This window comes from Acidobacteriota bacterium (genome assembly GCA_040754075.1).
GTDB lineage: Bacteria > Acidobacteriota > Blastocatellia > UBA7656 > UBA7656 > JBFMDH01.
Window position 1 is genome coordinate 99,338 of sequence record JBFMDH010000015.1, and the last position, 16,634, is coordinate 115,971.

Below are 16,634 nucleotides of genomic sequence, written 5' to 3' on the forward strand. Positions count from 1 at the left end.
TTATTTCTCGAAACCGGCTGCTCACTTCAATCATCAATAGGTACAATGGATTGATGAATCCCATCTGGTCACAAGTGATTGTCGAAGCCGTAAAGCGCCTCACGCGCAAGTGTCCGCACTGCAAAAAGGTCGCACATTATCCGCCGAAACAAATCGGACAATTCCATACCTGTAAACATTGTGGGCATCGTTTCAAAGAGAAAGGCTGATGCCAGCAAGTGAACTTATCCGGTTAGTCAACCCGGCTGTTTTTTTATTGTTGCCTCCCTCAGCAAATTGCCCGCATCTTTTCTGCAACCTTGTTAGTCGATATACAGGTTGCCAAGACCCTGCCCGGTAACATAATCTTCGCAACCTCACGCTTATGAAAGAAGAGACTCATCTGCTACGCAAATTCGGGCTGTTGCAGGCGACTGCCCTCAATATGTCCAATATGATTGGCATCGGCCCGTTCATCACCATTCCGCTGTTAATGTCGGCAATGAATGGCCCGCAGGCGATACTCGGCTGGTTCATCGCCCTGTTGATTGCCATCCCTGACGGCATGATCTGGAGCGAACTCGGCGCGGCGATGCCGGGTTCGGGCGGCACCTACCTTTATTTGCGCGAAGGTTACGGGCGCGAAACTTTCGGCAGGCTCATGGCATTTCTCTTCATCTGGCAATTCATTATCAGCGGCCCGCTCGAAATTGCCTCAGGCTACATCGGCTTTTCAACCTATCTCGGTTATATCTGGCGCGGCATCACCAAAGAACAGATGATGATGGTCTGCGCAGTTATCGGGATTATCAATATTGTTTTGCTCTATCGGCAAATTACTTCGATTGGCAAAATCACCGTGAGTTTGTGGATAGGCACGATGCTCACGACCGGCGCAGTGATTGCCACCGGCGCAGTGAATTTCAATGCCAACATCGCTTTTGATTTCCCGCCCGGCGCGTTCAAATTTTCACTTGGGTTTCTGCTTGGTCTCGGCGCAGCTTCACGTGTCGGCATCTACGATTATCTAGGTTATTACGACATCTGTTATATCGGCGAAGAGGTGCGCAATCCCGGGCGCAACATTCCGCGTTCGATTATCATCAGCGTCATTGCTGTGGCGTTTATCTATTTTGCAGTGAACCTTTCGATTATCGGCATTGTGCCGTGGCGCGAATTCGTGCCCGCGGATACGCACGAATCGGCAAATTATGTAGTCTCGATTTTCATGGAAAAAATTTATGGTTCACAAATCGCCACGATTTTTACGGCGATGGTGTTATGGACAGCCTTCGGTTCGGTCTTCGCCTTATTGCTCGGTTATTCGCGCATTCCTTATGCGGCGGCGCAGGATGGGTATTTCTTCAAAGTTTTTGCGCGACTGCACCCGACGAAAAATTTCCCGCACATTTCGTTAATCGTTATCGGGGTGATTTCGATTATCTGTAGTTTCTTTTCGCTCGGACTGGTGATTGATGCGTTAATCACTACACGCATTTTGATTCAATTCATCGGGCAGATTTTCGCGGTGATGCTGCTCAGGAAACATCAACCCGATATGCCGAGACCTTATAAAATCTGGTTGTACCCGTTGCCGAATTTTGTGGCGCTCGTCGGCTGGATTTTTATTTTTGCAACCACCGATGTGAAAGTCATTCTTTTCGGGTTAGGCAGTCTTGCATTGGGTATCCTCTTTTTCTTCGTCTGGTCGTGGCAGCAGAAAAAGTGGCCGTTTGTTGAGGCTGTAGAAAACTAACTGCATTTTGAGCATTAAACAGACATCTTAATTTTTAAGATAATTTTGAACACAAAGGGCACAAGAAGTTCATAATATTTTTTACGCTTCGTGTCTTTCGTGCTCTTCGTGTTGCAAACCAATTTGCTTCTGAAAAATGATGGTTGACAGATTCAAGGATTTGGCATCTTGACGATTCAAAAAATTCGAGAGTAAGAGATGGCACAACTTGCAATTGCCGGTGGCACGCCGGTACGCACCAAACCGTTTACCGCTTGGCCCTTATTCGATGAACGCGAACAGCAGGGCTTGCTCGCGGTTCTCGAAAGCCGCAACTGGGGCGGCTATCCGTTCCCGAATAAATATGCGAAAGCTTTTGCCGAACGCTTTGCCGAGCGGCATACGGCGCGTTATGCCTTATGTGCGGCAAATGGCACGGTGACTATTGAAATCGCTTTGAAAGCTTGCGGCATTCGCCCCGGCGATGAAGTCATCGTCCCCGCGTACACTTTTGAAGCGACGGCTGTGCCGGTTTTGAAACTCGGCGCGATTCCGGTTTTTGTTGATGTGACGAGTGCAAATTATTGCCTCGATGTTGAAGCGGCGCGCGCTGCTATTACTGAGCGCACGCGGGCAATCATTCCTGTGCATCTGGCAATGAACATGGCAGATATGGATGCCATTAAAGACCTCGCGCATCAGCATGATTTACGTGTCGTTGAAGATTGCGCCCACGCCCACGGCGCGCGGTGGCGGGGGCAGGGCGCGGGGTCGCTTGGCGATGCCGGGTCATTCAGTATGCAGACCTCGAAACTTTTAACCGCAGGCGAAGGCGGCGTGGTCACGACCAATGATGATGAGCTATTTGAACGCTGCGAGTCTTATGTGAATTGCGGTCGCGCAAGTTCTACCGACCGCTTCAAGCATCGCCTGCTTGGTTACAATTATCGAATGACCGAGTTTCAAGCTGCGATGTTGCTTGCGCAACTTGAAAGACTTGATGCGCAAACTGATGTGAGAGCCGAACGCGCCGCGCGACTCGCTCAAGCCTTAGCGCAGATTGATGGCATTGAAATTTTAAAGCGTGATGAGCGACAAACCACGCAGGCAATTTACCAGTACGTTTTCAAATACAATGCGGAGGCTTTTGGCGGCGCATCGCGCAACCGTTTTGTGGCGGCGCTTGAAGCCGAAGGCGTGCCCTGTGATGGAATTTTTTACGAGCCGATGTATCGCAGCGCCTTGTTTAAAGTTGACGCGGCGGATTTTTTGCAACTGAATGCTAAAAAATTAGCATGGCAGCACGCCCATTGCCCGGTGGCGGAACGCGCCGCTTACGAAGAAGCGGTCTGGCTGCCGCATCAACTGTTGCTTGGCGATGAAACGGAGGTTGATGATATTGTCGAAGCGATTGTGAAAATTCAAAACAACCCGGATGAATTACGGAAAGCTGAGCATCGGTTGATTGATATTAAAGCGATGAATCGCGCTGAACGCCCGAAGTTTGAGGATTCTTGAGCTTATTATGAAAGCCCTATAGACCGTGTAATGAAATTCTGTTTATAATGCAAACGCTGCAAGATGGCCCTGTAGCTCAGTGGATAGAGCGCCAGTCTCCGGAACTGGAGGCCGTAGGTTCGATTCCTACCAGGGTCGTCAATTAACTCGTTTAACTATCAAAGACAATCAATGGGTCAGGATGAATTGATGCGTCCCACCTCTCGGCATTGACCTTGGGCTTTTCAAGTGAATCAAACGCCTTGTGGGTTTTGGCTGGCAAGATGATGGGAATGTCGATGCGAGGAATTTTTAAATCATCTTTGTCTAAATTCACTTCTACCCCCAGAGTCGCATAATTTTCTGCCAGGGTTTTGGCTTTTCTGTCAGTTTCGCCCGATTGCGTAATAGCGATTAAAAATCCATTTAATTTTGATTGATTTTCCGGCGAGCCGTTGGCTTCTGCCAGCGTCGACAGGGCATGACGCAAGACATCTTCGGCAAGCGTGAGCCGCCCGTTGCGAACGTAAAGGGCGGCGGATTTCAAAGCGATTTGCGCGGTCAGATGTTCCATTTTGCGATTTAAGGACAGGTTGGCATCAGGGGTATTTTTACTCAAACTGAAATAATTTCCGGCGTGGGTAAGCGCCGCCTCGAAGCGTTCGGTTTTTAAATTTCTTCGCGTCAAAATCACACAACCAATCAATGTCTGTTGCTGACGGTTAGCGCCGATTGCCATGCGTTCAGCCTCTTCCCAACTGTCGGTCATGGCAAGCGTTGTGATTTTTAATTCGCGAAATTGTGCAGGCGCAGCGATAGTTTCAAGTTCGGCAGTTTCTTCAAAGCCTTCGAGGATAACCTTGGTTTCCGACCAGCGTTGTTGATTGGCGAGCAGTACCGCGAGCGCCCATTTCATCCGCAGAGCTTTTGAACTATCCGGCGGCAACGCCGCAATGCCTTTTTGCCAGGCTTCTTCTGCCGCGCCGGGTTGCTCGCTTCGTTGTAGAGCAATTCCAAGATGATAGCTGACGCCGGGGTTGATCGAATTTTTAGCCAGCAAGGCGTTGCATCGTTGACTAGCCGTCGCGGTTTGCCCGGCGATTAAATCGGCAAGCGCGAGCAGGTAATCGAACTTGATATTGTCGTTGAGATGTTTGCCATGCAACAAACATTCTTTGGCTTTTGCCGTATCCGACGGTTGCTGCTCAAGCAGGGCGATGGCGCTGATGAAATATAAATCGGCGAGCGCATTGCCGATTTTCAGGTCTTCCCCCGATGCCTGATAAAAATCTTCGAGCGGTTCGATTAACTCAACGGTTTTTCCGTGGTGAACGCCTTCAACAATACTCCAGAGTTCGGTTTGCTTGAGCGCCTGCAAGGTATTTTCGCTTGCCTGATTTTTTGTCGCCAGTTTTTTCCACGATGCCGTTGCCAACCTGTAATCGCCATTCAGAAGCGCGGTAATGCCGAGCAAATCTAAAAGCTTCGCATCCTGCGGGCGAAACTCTGCGGCTTTACGAAGCAAAGGCAGAGCGTTCAGATAATCTCTATCGCGGAACTTCATAAATCCGATGCGGGTGAGCAGGGCAGGAACCCATTTACTGTCTGGTGAAACCAGGTTGTATTCGTTAATCGCTTCTTCGGTTTTGCCTGTGCGCTCCAACTGATTGCCTTTCGCACAATGAAGCAACTCGGATTGCTTATCGAAGAGCAAAAGGTTTTCCAGAAAGCTATTGAACTTTTCGCTATTGTTGATTGACATCAACGCCAGCGCATAGCGCGCATCTTGTGCAAGGCGTCCGCCGAGATTGATGCTCGCCATATAATATTTTTCAGCTTCTTTGCATTGTCCGCTTAAATAAGCGAGGTGACCGAGTTGAATCAACGCTTCGGCGTGTTGTGTGTCAAGGGTGATGGCTTTTTCAAATTGAACCTGGGCTTCGGCAAATTCATGGTTGTGCCCCAAAGCACAACCGAGATAATAGTGCAGTTCGTAGGATGAGCCAAAATGCAGCAACGCGCGATTGAGTATGCGGATGGCTTCATCGGGATTGCCTTTTCGCAAATGGCAACGGGCGAGATAGGTGAGCGAAGCCGGGGAGTCTTTTATTTCCGAAAGATTGCGGATGACTTCATCATATTTGCTGTCCGCAAAATCCAACGCGGCTTGCATAACCCGCGCATGCGGATGTTTGGGACTGAGGGCAAGAATGCTTTTGATGTAATACGGAGCGAGTTTCACATAACCGCGAGCAAGCGCCAAATCCGCCATAAATTCACTGGCTTCAATCCAGTTGGGCTTGAGCGCGAAGACATCGAAGATCAGCTTTTCAGCCTGCTCAAAAAATGTCGCGCGGGTATCGATTCCGGCAGACATTTTAATTTTGCCGAGCATTGCCGAAGCCATGCGGTCAGTCCATTCTTTTTGCGGCAGATAATTATTGGTGCGCCATTGTCTGTAGGCGTCGGATTGCAACGTTTTGATAATCGCTTCGTAAAGCGAAAGCGCTTCCTGATGATTGCCCAGAAGCCCAACACCATGTGCCTCGGCGAGCGCCGCATCGAGTCGTTCCAGTGCTGCCTGTGCTTTTCGTCTTTGCCCTAAAAGGATTGCCATTTTCCAACCCATTTTACAATATCCTGTCAATGATAATGGCTTATCGGGTATTGAAAGCGCTTGAGACGAAGATAGCGATGATATATCATCGCAGCCGCTTGCATCTTTAAATGACACACGAAAGTTCGGTAAACTTTGATGGGTTACGAGAGCGAAATTTTCAAACGTGTAAAGGTGATGCGCCTATTCTGCTCAATTCTGTTTATCGTTTTATCGGGCTTGCCCGCAGGCGCAACGTCCGTGGTTTATGCGCATCAGGATGAATTTGCGAAAGCCGTCGAGAAGTTGAAGAGCCAGTCGGTTGATGAACGACGCGATGCGGTCGAGGCTTTAGGCGCGTTAGAAGACAAACGCGCGGTTGAGCCGTTGATTGCCGCGCTCAAAGACACCTCGCCGGATGTGCGTGCCGCCGCTGCAAATGCGCTCAGTTTTTATGAAGACAAACGCGCGGTTGAACCTTTAATTGGCTTACTCAAAGATGAAATCGCGTTTGTGCGCGCGGCGGCGGCGCGTGTACTCGGACAGCTTACAGATACGCGCGCCGTTGATTCGTTAATGGCGGCGCTGTTTGATGAAAATTCGAGCGTTCGTGGTGCGGCGGCTTTGGGACTTGGCGCAATTAAAGATGAGCGCGCCCTCGATAAATTACTGATGAAAGCCCGTGATGAAGCGCCGGATGTGCGCGCGGCAGTGGCGGCGGCGCTTGGCGGGTTACACCATAAAGGCGGGGTTCAGGCGCTCATCCAACTGCTCAAAGATGAATATAAGATGGTGCGGGTCTCTGCGGCGCTGTCGCTTGCAGACATCGGCGAAAAGAGCGCTACGACTGCCTTGCAGGACGCCATCGCCAATGAAAAAGATGAAGAGACACGCGCGCAAATGAAAGAAGCTTTGCAGAGATTGCTGGCGGCAAAATGAACCTGATAGTTTTCAGTTTTTAGTGCTCAGTAAAATTGCCTGAGCACTAAAAACTGAAAACCGCGAACTACTCTTCGGTTGGACGTTTTTTCATGCTCTTGCGGGCGCGACGGCGCGCGACCTGAGATTTCAGGCGTTTCTTTTCGCCGGGTTTCAAATAGAACGAATGTTTTTTAGTATCCGTAATGATGCCTTCGCGCGCCACGGAACGTTTAAAGCGGCGAATCGCGCTCTCAATATTTTCGTTATCTCCGACTTGTACCTTAGCCACAATATCCTCCAAATCAAATAAAGTAAACGCATAGATTACCGAACCAAGCGGAAAACTGTCAAACGCGGCAACGATTTTCGATTTTGCTTTTGACAATTGCCCGAACGGACGGCTATCATAACCATTCTTTTTCGGGGCGTGGCTCAGCCCGGTAGAGCGCTCGGTTCGGGACCGAGAGGTCGTTGGTTCAAATCCAATCGCCCCGACTCTTTCAGTCAAACCCAAGTCTTACGAGATTCATTGAAGAGAATATCGCAGGGCTTGGGTTTCTTAGCGTTTACGATGCCAGCCAGAAGATTCATCATTCGCGGTCGGGTGCAGGGCGTGGGCTTTCGCTATTTCACGGTGCAGGCGGCAACCCGCGCAAGGGTGGTCGGCACGGTGAAGAACTTACCGGACGGCAGCGTTGAAGCAATTGCCGAAGGCTCGCTTGCAAGCCTTGCGGCATTTTTATTGGAACTTAGGCGCGGACCAGGCTTCTCGCGGGTGACAGCGGTTGATGAGCAGGATTATCCGGCGATGGGGCATTATAAAAGTTTCGAGGTTATCTATTAATGAAAGTCTGGAGTCCGGAGTCGGGAGTCCTCTGAATAACCATGAAGTCTGAATGATGAATTATGAATGATAGCGCTTCTATTCCTACTTCTTCGTTTAGTATTCATACTTTGCTTATTCGGACGCCAGACTCTCGACTCTGGACTCCAGACTAAAAAAGAGGAGATAGATTGTGGACAGCTTAAAAGAATTGATACGCACGGTTCCCGATTTTCCAAAACCCGGGATTCAGTTTTATGACATTACAACGTTGCTCAAAGACCCTTATGGACTCAGGACAACCATTGACCGGCTCGTCGAATTGATTCACGACAACCAGATTGATGTCGTCATCGGAATGGAAGCGCGCGGGTTTATTTTTGCCCCGGCGCTCGCTTATCGTTTAAAGGCGGGATTCGTGCCGGTTCGCAAACCGCGCAAATTACCTGCTGAAACCGAATCGGTCTCTTATGCTTTGGAATACGGGACGGATACTTTAGAGATTCACAAAGACGCCATCGGCAACGGGCATCGCGTCTTGATTGCCGATGATTTGCTGGCAACCGGCGGCACCGCAAAAGCCGTAGTCGATTTAGTCGAAAAACTCGGTGGCATCGTCGCGGGACTGGCGTTCGTCGTGGAATTAAATTTCCTGAATGGTCGCGAAAAGTTAAAAGGTTACAAAGTCACTTCGCTGTTGCAATATGACGAATAGCGCAAGGTGTAACGGATTTTGCCGACCGCTGTTGCAGAACGGTTTTTACCAGGACTTATAGAGAAGTTAAAGAAGCAGTCAAAGACCACGATTGCCGGTCACCTCAGCGTCATTCGCTTAACCTTGGTTCGTGGCTTGACTTATCAATAACGGATAAACCATTTTTGCTTTGCTGATAGTGAACCGGCGCGAAAAATCATTTCTTGCCTTTGTCAGTTTCAGTTTGCGATAATCGCGAGGACTGATGCGGGCCTGTAGCTCAAGGGATAGAGCGACGCTCTCCTAAAGCGTAGGTTGTAGGTTCAAGTCCTACCAGGCTCATTGAAACAAAAATAAAAAAGGGAGCAAGTTGAAATGCTCCCTTTTTATTTTGAGGAATCGGGGCGAGAGGATTCGAACCTCCGACCTCTCGGTCCCAAACCGAGCGCTCTACCAGGCTGAGCCACGCCCCGAAAAGAACTTCCATTGTAAACAACTGGTTTACGGCGGTCAAAATTATTTTCAACCAACCATGGAGTTGTTTCTTAGAGGTCAACGTAAAGGCAGAATAATTTTTGCTACGGCTTCATAAGCCGCACGTTCATTGAGTAATGTCTCCTCTGAGCCTGTTATGAGTATTCAGCTCGATTAATCTCTGTTGAGGAAAGGTAATCTATGAAACACCACACAGCGATTTACTTTCTGAGTTCCATTGTCTTGATGCTTTTGATTGGCATTCGGGTTCCTGCGCAGGTTCAGCAAACAGACCCACGTCAACCGGATGACTGGCAACTTGATGACACCTTCGGGGTTGAAGTGTGGGTTGCTGCCAATCGGGTAGTTAATCCACCCAATGACCGACGCCTTTACCTCTCCATTCCACCTCAACATTTTAGCGAAGCAAATCTCAAAAAAGTTTTCAGCGGTTTTGCCACAAAATACCCTGTGCCGTTTTCACTTTGGATTTACGTTTACAGTGATAAAGATGCCTTAAAAAATTCGCGCAGTTATCAGGAATCCGGTTCCTGCATTCTCTTTATTGATAAACGTGTAGAACGAAACTGGTATCTCAGAACCGAACCGCCGCGCCAAGGCTTTCGTTGGGCTGAGTATTACCGACTAGATGAGCGCGAAACCTTTACCTATAACCTTGACCCGAATAAGGGAATTACTCGCACCGTTAATCTTAAACAACCTGTTGCAAACTATAATGGTGAACCAACAGCCGATTTGCTTCTGGCAATCGAATATAACGACCTCGAAAAAGTAAAAGCGGTTATCGAATCCGGTGCGGATGTAAATAGGAACAGCAAGTATGGTGCGCCCCCTCTGATGATGGCTGTATCCAGAGGACAAACCGAAATCGTAAAAACGCTGTTAAAAGCCGGAGCCAAGGTAAACTATCGCCTGAATGTCAATATCACCGAGGGCGAAACTTCCTTGATGAGTGCAGCCGGAAAGGGTGACAGCGAAATGATTGAACTGTTGCTCGACGCCGGAGCAAACATTGATGAGCACAATGATGACGGCAAATATACGAACGCCGACACGCCGCTGATTATGGCAACGATGAAAGGCTATGACGCGGCGGTTCGCACGCTTGTCCGGCGTGGGGCAAACATTGATGAACGAAATCGCTATGGCGAATCGGCTTTAATGGTTGCAGCGCTGGCGGGCTACCCAAAACTCGTTCAGTTCTTTCTCGACAATGGCACGCAGGTAGATGCCAGGGATAAAGACGGCAGCACTGCGTTAATGCTCGCGGGGGATTTCAACGAAGTGGTAGAAATTTTATTGAATGCTGGTGCGGATTTTAAGTTAAAAAACAATGAAGGGAAGACCACCTTGATGCTGGCAGTAATGGAGCATCAGTTCATTAAAATTGAGGCATTAATCAAGCGCGGTGCTGGACAGGAATCTATTGACGCTTGCAAGGCATACGTTGCAGCTATCCGGAAGCCGAACCCCCGCGAGCAACGGATACTGAAAGAACAGGGATTTGAAATGCTCACCAGGTTGGCGCTTAAACTCGGACTGAACCATGAAGCGATTGCTGCTCGCCAGCAAGCCGTCACCGAGTTGGGTAATGATGCACTCATGATATTAAAATTGGGGCAACTCTATCTAGAGGTTGGCGATAAAAAATCTGCTTTGGCGCAACTGGAAATTTTGCAGACCTTGCAATCGCAAACTCAGGATGCCAAGCTTGCCTATATCTATGGTTATGCTGCGAGTGAACTGGCGAAAAAAATCGATCAGTGAAAGGAAAGCATTTGATGAAAAAGGGATTATTTCATTAGTTTGGTTGAGTAATTGATTGAGTAAAAGTAGAGCCTGCTGTTCAGAGGTCGTCGTCTGTGTCGCCGGTTTCGGGCGTTGCCAGTCCCGTAACCGACCGTGAAAACCGCGAAGGTTTACAGCAAGGCGGTAAACGCGGTGCCAGCAATCAAGGAAGATCGTAATCATTGGCAATCGCTTGTGAACCCATGCTCAAGAGACGATGATTGAAACCGTCATCGGCTCTTAGCTGTTTACGCTGACGGATTTTTAAACTCGTTCGGGTTAAGGTTGCAATCTTATTTTCCAGCGGGAATGCCGATGCGGTCGATTAAATCGATGAAGCGTTCATCGTCGCGCAGACTATCGAACATCGGTTCGACATTGAGAAAGACTAAAAATCCTGACCGTTCTTCATAAGCTTTTTCCAACCATTCAAAGGTGAGATTTTTATCGCCAAGCCCCAGATAGATAATCGCGAAATAGTATGCCGATACATATTTCTCGCGCGCCAACTCTTCCATCTCGTTTAATACTTCCAGGGCTTCGGTCTGTTTGCCCAGTAGCGCGTAGGCGTAACCGAGATGCGCCGCATAGGCCAGGCCGCCGCCTGAAAAAGTAAAGGCTTTGCTCAAGGCAGTGATGGCTTCCTGCATCTTTTTCTGCTGTAAAAATGCCAGCCCCATAATCCAGTAGGCGAAGGTGAAATGGGCGTCCAATTCGAGCGCCTTGCGGCATTGCTCAATCGTCAAATCGTAATCTTTCGCAAAATAGTGCGCCCAGCCCAGACTGACGTAGGCAAAGGGCGAGAGCAGGTCAAGCCGTTGCGCTTGCAGACATTCTTTGATGGCATCGGCGTGCCGCCCGAGAGCTTTGAAATAAAACGCCAGCCCGTCGTGCCCATTGGCATAATTGGGGCTGAGTTCGATGCCGCGTTTGAACTCGCGTTTGGCTTCGGCTAAATTCCAATCGTAAAGCAGAAAGGAAAATCCCAGCGCGGTATGGGCTTCGCCGAGTGCGTCATCAATTTCCAAAGCTTTCAATACCGCCGCCTTGGCTTTCGGGTAAGCCTCGCGCGGCGCCCAGCCGCCGGTCGAAGAGGCGAGAAAGGCGTAGGCATCGGCAAGCCCCGCATAGGCGAGCGCATAGTTGGGGTCGAGGTCAATCGCTTGTTGAAAAGCTTCGATGCCTTTTTTGATCCACTCCTCTGTGCGTTTGCTGGTGACGAAATAACGCCCTTTTAAATAGCACTGATAAGCCTCCGCATTTTTTGTGTAACGTTTGGTCAGGCGTTTCTTTTCTGCGCCGGTGAGTTTCAAACGCAATTTTTCGCTGATGTCTTCGGCAATCTCTTCCTGCAAGGTGAAAATGTTGGTCATCTTGCGGCGGTATTGTTCGCCCCACAGTTGCGACTCTTTGGCAATATCGACGAGTTCGGTTTTGATGATTAAAAAATCGCCGCGCACAAGAACTCTCCCGGCAAGCACTGCGCGCACGCCGAGTTCGCGTCCGACCTCCTGCGGGTCAACATCTTTACACTTATAACGAAAGACGGTTGAGCGCGGCACCACTTTGAGTTTCGGAAGTTGCGATAAAGAATTGATGATGCTTTCGGTGATGCCGTCGGAAAGATACTCTGCATTGACATCATCCGTAGCGTTAAAGAGCGGCAGGATGGCAAGCGAATCAATTGCCCGACGGGTTCGCGGCTTTGGTGGCGCAGGAGCCGGGAACAATTGGGTTTTTGAAACCATTTCGGTCGGCAATTGTACGGTCAGTTGACTGCTTTGATAAAAGGCTGTGGCGCTTGCGCCGGAATCGTTGACGCGCCTCAGTTCCGCTTCAAATTCCAACCGTTGTTTGAGGCGTTTCAAATCATTCAGGAGATTTTTAATGCTCGGATAACGCTCGTCGCGGTCTTTCGATAAAGCTTTCCCGATGCTCCATTCGAGTTCGGATGGGACAGCGGATAAAACGGTTGAGAGCGGCGCGGGTTGGGCGGTTAAAATCGCCGCCAGCACATCGCTGATGGTTTTCCCCGCAAAGGGATGTGCGCCCGCGAGCATTTCATAAAGCACGATACCGAGACTGAAAATGTCGCTACGGGTATCGACCTGAATGCCGCGCGCCTGTTCCGGTGACATATAAAACACCGTGCCGATGATCGTACCGGGATTGGTCATGGTTTCGGTGATGGCAGCAACATTTTCATCGAGATTGAGGGCATCGCGCTCGGTCAACTTCGCCAAGCCGAAATCCAGCACCTTCACATAACCATCGCCTCTCAGCATAATGTTTTCCGGTTTGATGTCGCGATGCACCAGTCCCGCTTGATGCGCCGCGCTGAGGGCATTTGCGATTTGTATGCCGATGTCGAGAACCTCGGTCAAATTGAATCGCGCCTGTTTCAATTGTTCGCGAAGCGTTCGTCCGTCAATGTATTCGGTGGCGATGTAATGCAAGCCTTGAATGATGCCAATATCATAAATGGTTAAAATATTCGGGTGATTCAGGGCTGAAGCGGCGCGCGCTTCTCTGGTGAAGCGTTCGATGGCAGCGCGGTCTTCGACAAATTTTTGCGGCAGAATTTTAATCGCCACATCACGGTGCAGGCGTTTATCAACGGCGCGATACACTTCCCCCATGCCGCCTGCGCCGAGCGGCGCGATGATTTCGTAATGGGCTAACTTTTTGCCGGCACTCAGATTCATAAAATCCTAAATATTTTCTGAGTCCAATACGCTAAGGCTGAACCGAAGCGATTGTCAATTGAGCTTGCAAAAAGCGGCTTCGGCTGCGACGATTTGCCTGCCTGAAAAAAATATTTATCAATAAAAAAAATATTTTGTAACCGGGCAAAGGTTTTTTCAGTCTATACGCACAAGACGGGCGCGTTCGTAGACGTGCTTCCACTGGCGCGGATGCGAGCGTTCCCGAAACATCATCGTTTATTTAAGGCAAAAGGCAAGAGGCAAGCAGCAAAGGGCGAAATAAGGGAATTCGCCTATTGTCTGGGGCTGCCCTTTTCTCTTTTCCTGACGGTTCTCATTGTATACACCAAAATCATCGGAGGATTTATGAACCCTAAACGCTTGCTTGCGCTCAAGTCTGCGTGTGCGCTGTGGCTTGTCGTACTTCTGGCGCTTTCGAGTTTTTCAACATTCGCGCAGCAGAAAAAAGAGAAAACCAAAGCGGCGACCGCTCCTGCTGCTCAAAAAATTGATGAGGGGTACACCGCAAAAATCAAAGAATATACGACCAATCCAGCCTTCCTAACCGAATTTGTAGACCATTTGCCAGCTTCGGATAAAGTGCCGACGCCGGAAAAAGTTCTCGGCTATATCGCCGGCACCCCGAATAAACTCACTTACACCAAAGACCTTTATCGGTATTATCGTGAACTGGAAAAAGCCACGCCGCGCGTCAGGGTTTTTGTCGCTCCTGAAAAATCTGAAGAGGGCAGAGAACAATTGACGATTCTGGTAAGCGATGAAGCCAATCTCGCCAAACTCGACCGTTACAAAGAAATCACCGCCAAGCTTGCCGACCCGCGTAAACTCACCGATGCCGAAGCCAAACCCTTAATGAGTGAAGGCAAAGCCTTTTACTGGGCATCGGGTTCAATTCATTCGCCGGAAACCGGCTCGCCTGAAATGTTGATGGAGATGGCTTATCGCCTTGCGGTGCAGGAGACGCCGTTCATCGAAGCGATTCGCAAAAATTTAATCGTGATGATTACCCCCGCGCTGGAAGTTGACGGGCGCGACCGCATGGTCGATTTGTACAACTGGCGCAAAGCCAATCCCGGCAAACAAGCGCCGTCGCTGCTCTTCTGGGGCAAGTACGTCGCCCATGACAATAACCGCGATGGCTTGGGCATGGCGCTTGCCCTGTCGCGCAATCAAATGAAAATCTTTCTCGAATATCACCCGCAGGTGCTGCACGACCTGCACGAATCGGTGCCGTTTTTGTATACCTCTACAGGCACAGGACCTTATAACGCCTGGCTTGACCCGTTGGTGGTTGATGAATGGCATGCGCTTGCCTATCACGAAATCGAAGAGATGACCAAACGCGGCGTACCCGGCGTGTGGACGCATGGATTTTATGATGGCTGGGCGCCGAATTATATGTTTTATGTGGCGAACGGGCATAACTCGATTGGCAGGTTTTATGAAACTTTCGGCAATGGCGGCGCGGACACCCAAGACCGCGTGGTCGGCGCGCAATCGCAACGCGACTGGTTTCGCCCGAATCCGCCCTGGCCCAATGTCAAATGGTCTATACGCAACAACAACAATATGCAGCAATCGGCTATCTTGCTGGCGATGAATAAAGTTGCCAATGATAAAGAGCGGTTTCTCAATAATTTTTATATCAAGAGCAAACGCGCCATTGCCAAAGCGATGAATGAAGGGCCTGCGGCTTATGTGATTCCCGGCGATACGCCGCGACCCGTTGAAGCCGCAGACATGGTAAACCTGTTGCGTTTGATGGGCATTGAAGTCCACACCGCGACCAAAGACTTTGAAGCCAAAGGACAGAAATTTCCCTCCGGTTCCTACATCATCCGCATGGATCAACCCTATTCGCGCATGGCGGATATGATGATGGATACGCAGTATTACAACGTCAACGACCCGCGACCTTATGACGATACGGGGTGGACGCTTGGCGCGATGCGCAACATCAAGACGGTTCGCGTCACCGATAAAAACGTGCTCAGCGCCCCGATGGTGATGCTTACAAGCGATGCCAAAATCACCGGCAAAATGATTGGCTCAGCAAACGCCGCCTACGTCATCAATCACAACACCGACAACACCCTTGCCTCTTTACGTTTCAAGTTGAAAGACGTGAAGATGCAGGCAGCAGAAGAAGCCTTCAAAGTCGGCAATCAGGAATTCAATGCCGGTTCATTCATCATTAAATCCGAAGGCAATCCGGCAAATCTGCGGCAACAACTCGAAAGCGCCGTCGCTGAATATGGCGTAAATGCGCTGGCGGTTGATAAAGTTCCCGAAGTCAAAACCCATGAACTCGCGGTGCCGCGCATAGCGATTTTGCACACCTGGACGAACACCCAAAATGATGGCTGGTATCGCATCGAATTTGATCGCTTCGGCATTCCTTACAAATACATCTCCGTGCATGAAATTCGCGACACTCTGAATCTGCGCGACAAATATGATGTGATTATCTTTCCGCCCGTAGGTGGCACGGCGCAATCCATCGTCAATGGTCTGCCAAAACGCGGCGACCCAATCCCCTGGATGAAATCCGACATTACGCCGAATTTTGCCAATTCACCCGACCAGACGGCGGATATGCGCGGCGGCATCGAACTGCGAGGTATGGCGAACTTGCAGAAGTTCATTGAAGACGGCGGCTTGTTTATGCCGATCACCAACACCGCGAGTCTGACGATTGATTACGGCATCACCACAGGCGTCAGCATTCAGGAATCGCGGCAATTGAATGCGCGCGGTTCAATCATGAATGCCTCATTTGTTGACCGCAAAAGTCCGATAGCCTATGGCTACAGTGATTCGCTGCAAATCTATTTCAGTCAATCGCCGCTCCTGCAAGTCGGCGGTGGGGGATTTGCCGGTGGTGGCGGAGGCGGACAGTTTGGCGGTGGCGCAACCGGCAGACCTTCGGGGCGCGGAACGCTTACAGACCCGGATATTGTTCAGGGAATGCCGCAACCCGCGCCAATGACCGGCGGTGGTGAAGGCGGCGGACAAGGATTCGGCGGTGGCGGCGCGCCACTTCCTGCCAACATGCGACCGCGAGTGATTTTGCGTTTCGCGCAGGATGAAAAGAATTTGTTGGTGAGCGGTATGCTTGCGGGCGGCAGCGAACTTGCAGGCAAACCCGCAGTGGTTGATCTTCCTGTAGGTCGTGGTCATGTCGTGATGTTTGCGACCAATCCGATGTGGCGACATCAAACACAGGGCGAGTTCTTTTTAATTTTCAACGCGGCACTGAATTTCAATCACCTCGGCGCGGGGCTTGCGCCCGAACGCCCGCGCAGTCCGCAAGCCGGCACCGGCAATGATGACGAAAATTAAACTAACCGACAATTCGTAACTCCGACAGCCTGATTGTG

General features: G+C 50.0%; 10 protein-coding genes and 4 tRNA genes. 10 read left to right on the plus strand and 4 right to left on the minus strand.

Features of this window, described 5'->3' with window-relative positions:
- Positions 1-364 precede the first annotated feature (364 nt).
- From AB1757_17115 to AB1757_17125, 3 genes are all read left to right on the plus strand, one after another.
- A complete protein-coding gene (locus AB1757_17115; GenBank protein ID MEW6128764.1) occupies positions 365-1,735 on the plus strand; it encodes an amino acid permease in 1,371 nt (456 codons plus the stop codon).
- A 198-nt stretch (positions 1,736-1,933) separates the two neighbouring features.
- Complete coding sequence (locus AB1757_17120; protein ID MEW6128765.1) at positions 1,934-3,232, plus strand: DegT/DnrJ/EryC1/StrS family aminotransferase; 1,299 nt, start codon at positions 1,934-1,936, stop codon at positions 3,230-3,232.
- A gap of 65 nt (positions 3,233-3,297) precedes the next feature.
- Positions 3,298-3,370, plus strand: a tRNA-Arg gene (locus AB1757_17125).
- Between the two features lie 13 nt (positions 3,371-3,383).
- Here the strand turns inward: AB1757_17125 and AB1757_17130 are convergent.
- A complete protein-coding gene (locus tag AB1757_17130; GenBank protein MEW6128766.1) occupies positions 3,384-5,840 on the minus strand; it encodes a hypothetical protein in 2,457 nt (818 codons plus the stop codon).
- A gap of 126 nt (positions 5,841-5,966) precedes the next feature.
- Between AB1757_17130 and AB1757_17135 the strand changes: the two genes are divergently transcribed.
- Positions 5,967-6,746, plus strand: coding sequence for a HEAT repeat domain-containing protein (locus AB1757_17135; GenBank protein ID MEW6128767.1), 780 nt, complete (start codon positions 5,967-5,969; stop codon positions 6,744-6,746).
- 67 nt (positions 6,747-6,813) lie between these two features.
- Here the strand turns inward: AB1757_17135 and rpsU are convergent, their stop codons facing one another.
- Complete coding sequence (gene rpsU / locus AB1757_17140; GenBank protein ID MEW6128768.1) at positions 6,814-7,017, minus strand: 30S ribosomal protein S21; 204 nt, start codon at positions 7,015-7,017, stop codon at positions 6,814-6,816.
- Positions 7,018-7,149: 132 nt separating this feature from the next.
- Here rpsU and AB1757_17145 point away from each other — a divergent pair.
- The 4 genes from AB1757_17145 to AB1757_17160 all read left to right on the plus strand — a co-directional run bounded on the left by AB1757_17145 (position 7,150) and on the right by AB1757_17160 (position 8,587).
- Positions 7,150-7,223 (plus strand) — tRNA-Pro (locus AB1757_17145).
- A gap of 34 nt (positions 7,224-7,257) precedes the next feature.
- Positions 7,258-7,572, plus strand: a complete 315-nt coding sequence (locus AB1757_17150) for an acylphosphatase (protein ID MEW6128769.1) — start codon at positions 7,258-7,260, stop codon at positions 7,570-7,572.
- A gap of 172 nt (positions 7,573-7,744) precedes the next feature.
- Positions 7,745-8,266, plus strand: a complete 522-nt coding sequence (locus AB1757_17155; protein MEW6128770.1) for an adenine phosphoribosyltransferase — start codon at positions 7,745-7,747, stop codon at positions 8,264-8,266.
- Between the two features lie 248 nt (positions 8,267-8,514).
- Positions 8,515-8,587: transfer RNA gene (locus tag AB1757_17160), tRNA-Arg, on the plus strand.
- Positions 8,588-8,644: 57 nt separating this feature from the next.
- Here the strand turns inward: AB1757_17160 and AB1757_17165 are convergent.
- Positions 8,645-8,718, minus strand: a tRNA-Pro gene (locus AB1757_17165).
- 202 nt (positions 8,719-8,920) lie between these two features.
- Here AB1757_17165 and AB1757_17170 point away from each other — a divergent pair.
- Positions 8,921-10,507: an ankyrin repeat domain-containing protein gene (locus tag AB1757_17170; protein ID MEW6128771.1), complete on the plus strand. Its 1,587-nt coding sequence runs from the start codon at positions 8,921-8,923 to the stop codon at positions 10,505-10,507.
- 314 nt (positions 10,508-10,821) lie between these two features.
- Here the strand turns inward: AB1757_17170 and AB1757_17175 are convergent, their stop codons facing one another.
- Positions 10,822-13,233, minus strand: a complete 2,412-nt coding sequence (locus tag AB1757_17175; protein MEW6128772.1) for a protein kinase — start codon at positions 13,231-13,233, stop codon at positions 10,822-10,824.
- 366 nt (positions 13,234-13,599) lie between these two features.
- On the opposite strand from AB1757_17175, the gene AB1757_17180 reads away from it, so the two are divergent.
- Complete coding sequence (locus AB1757_17180) at positions 13,600-16,596, plus strand: M14 family zinc carboxypeptidase (GenBank protein MEW6128773.1); 2,997 nt, start codon at positions 13,600-13,602, stop codon at positions 16,594-16,596.
- The last annotated feature ends 38 nt before the right edge of the window (positions 16,597-16,634 follow it).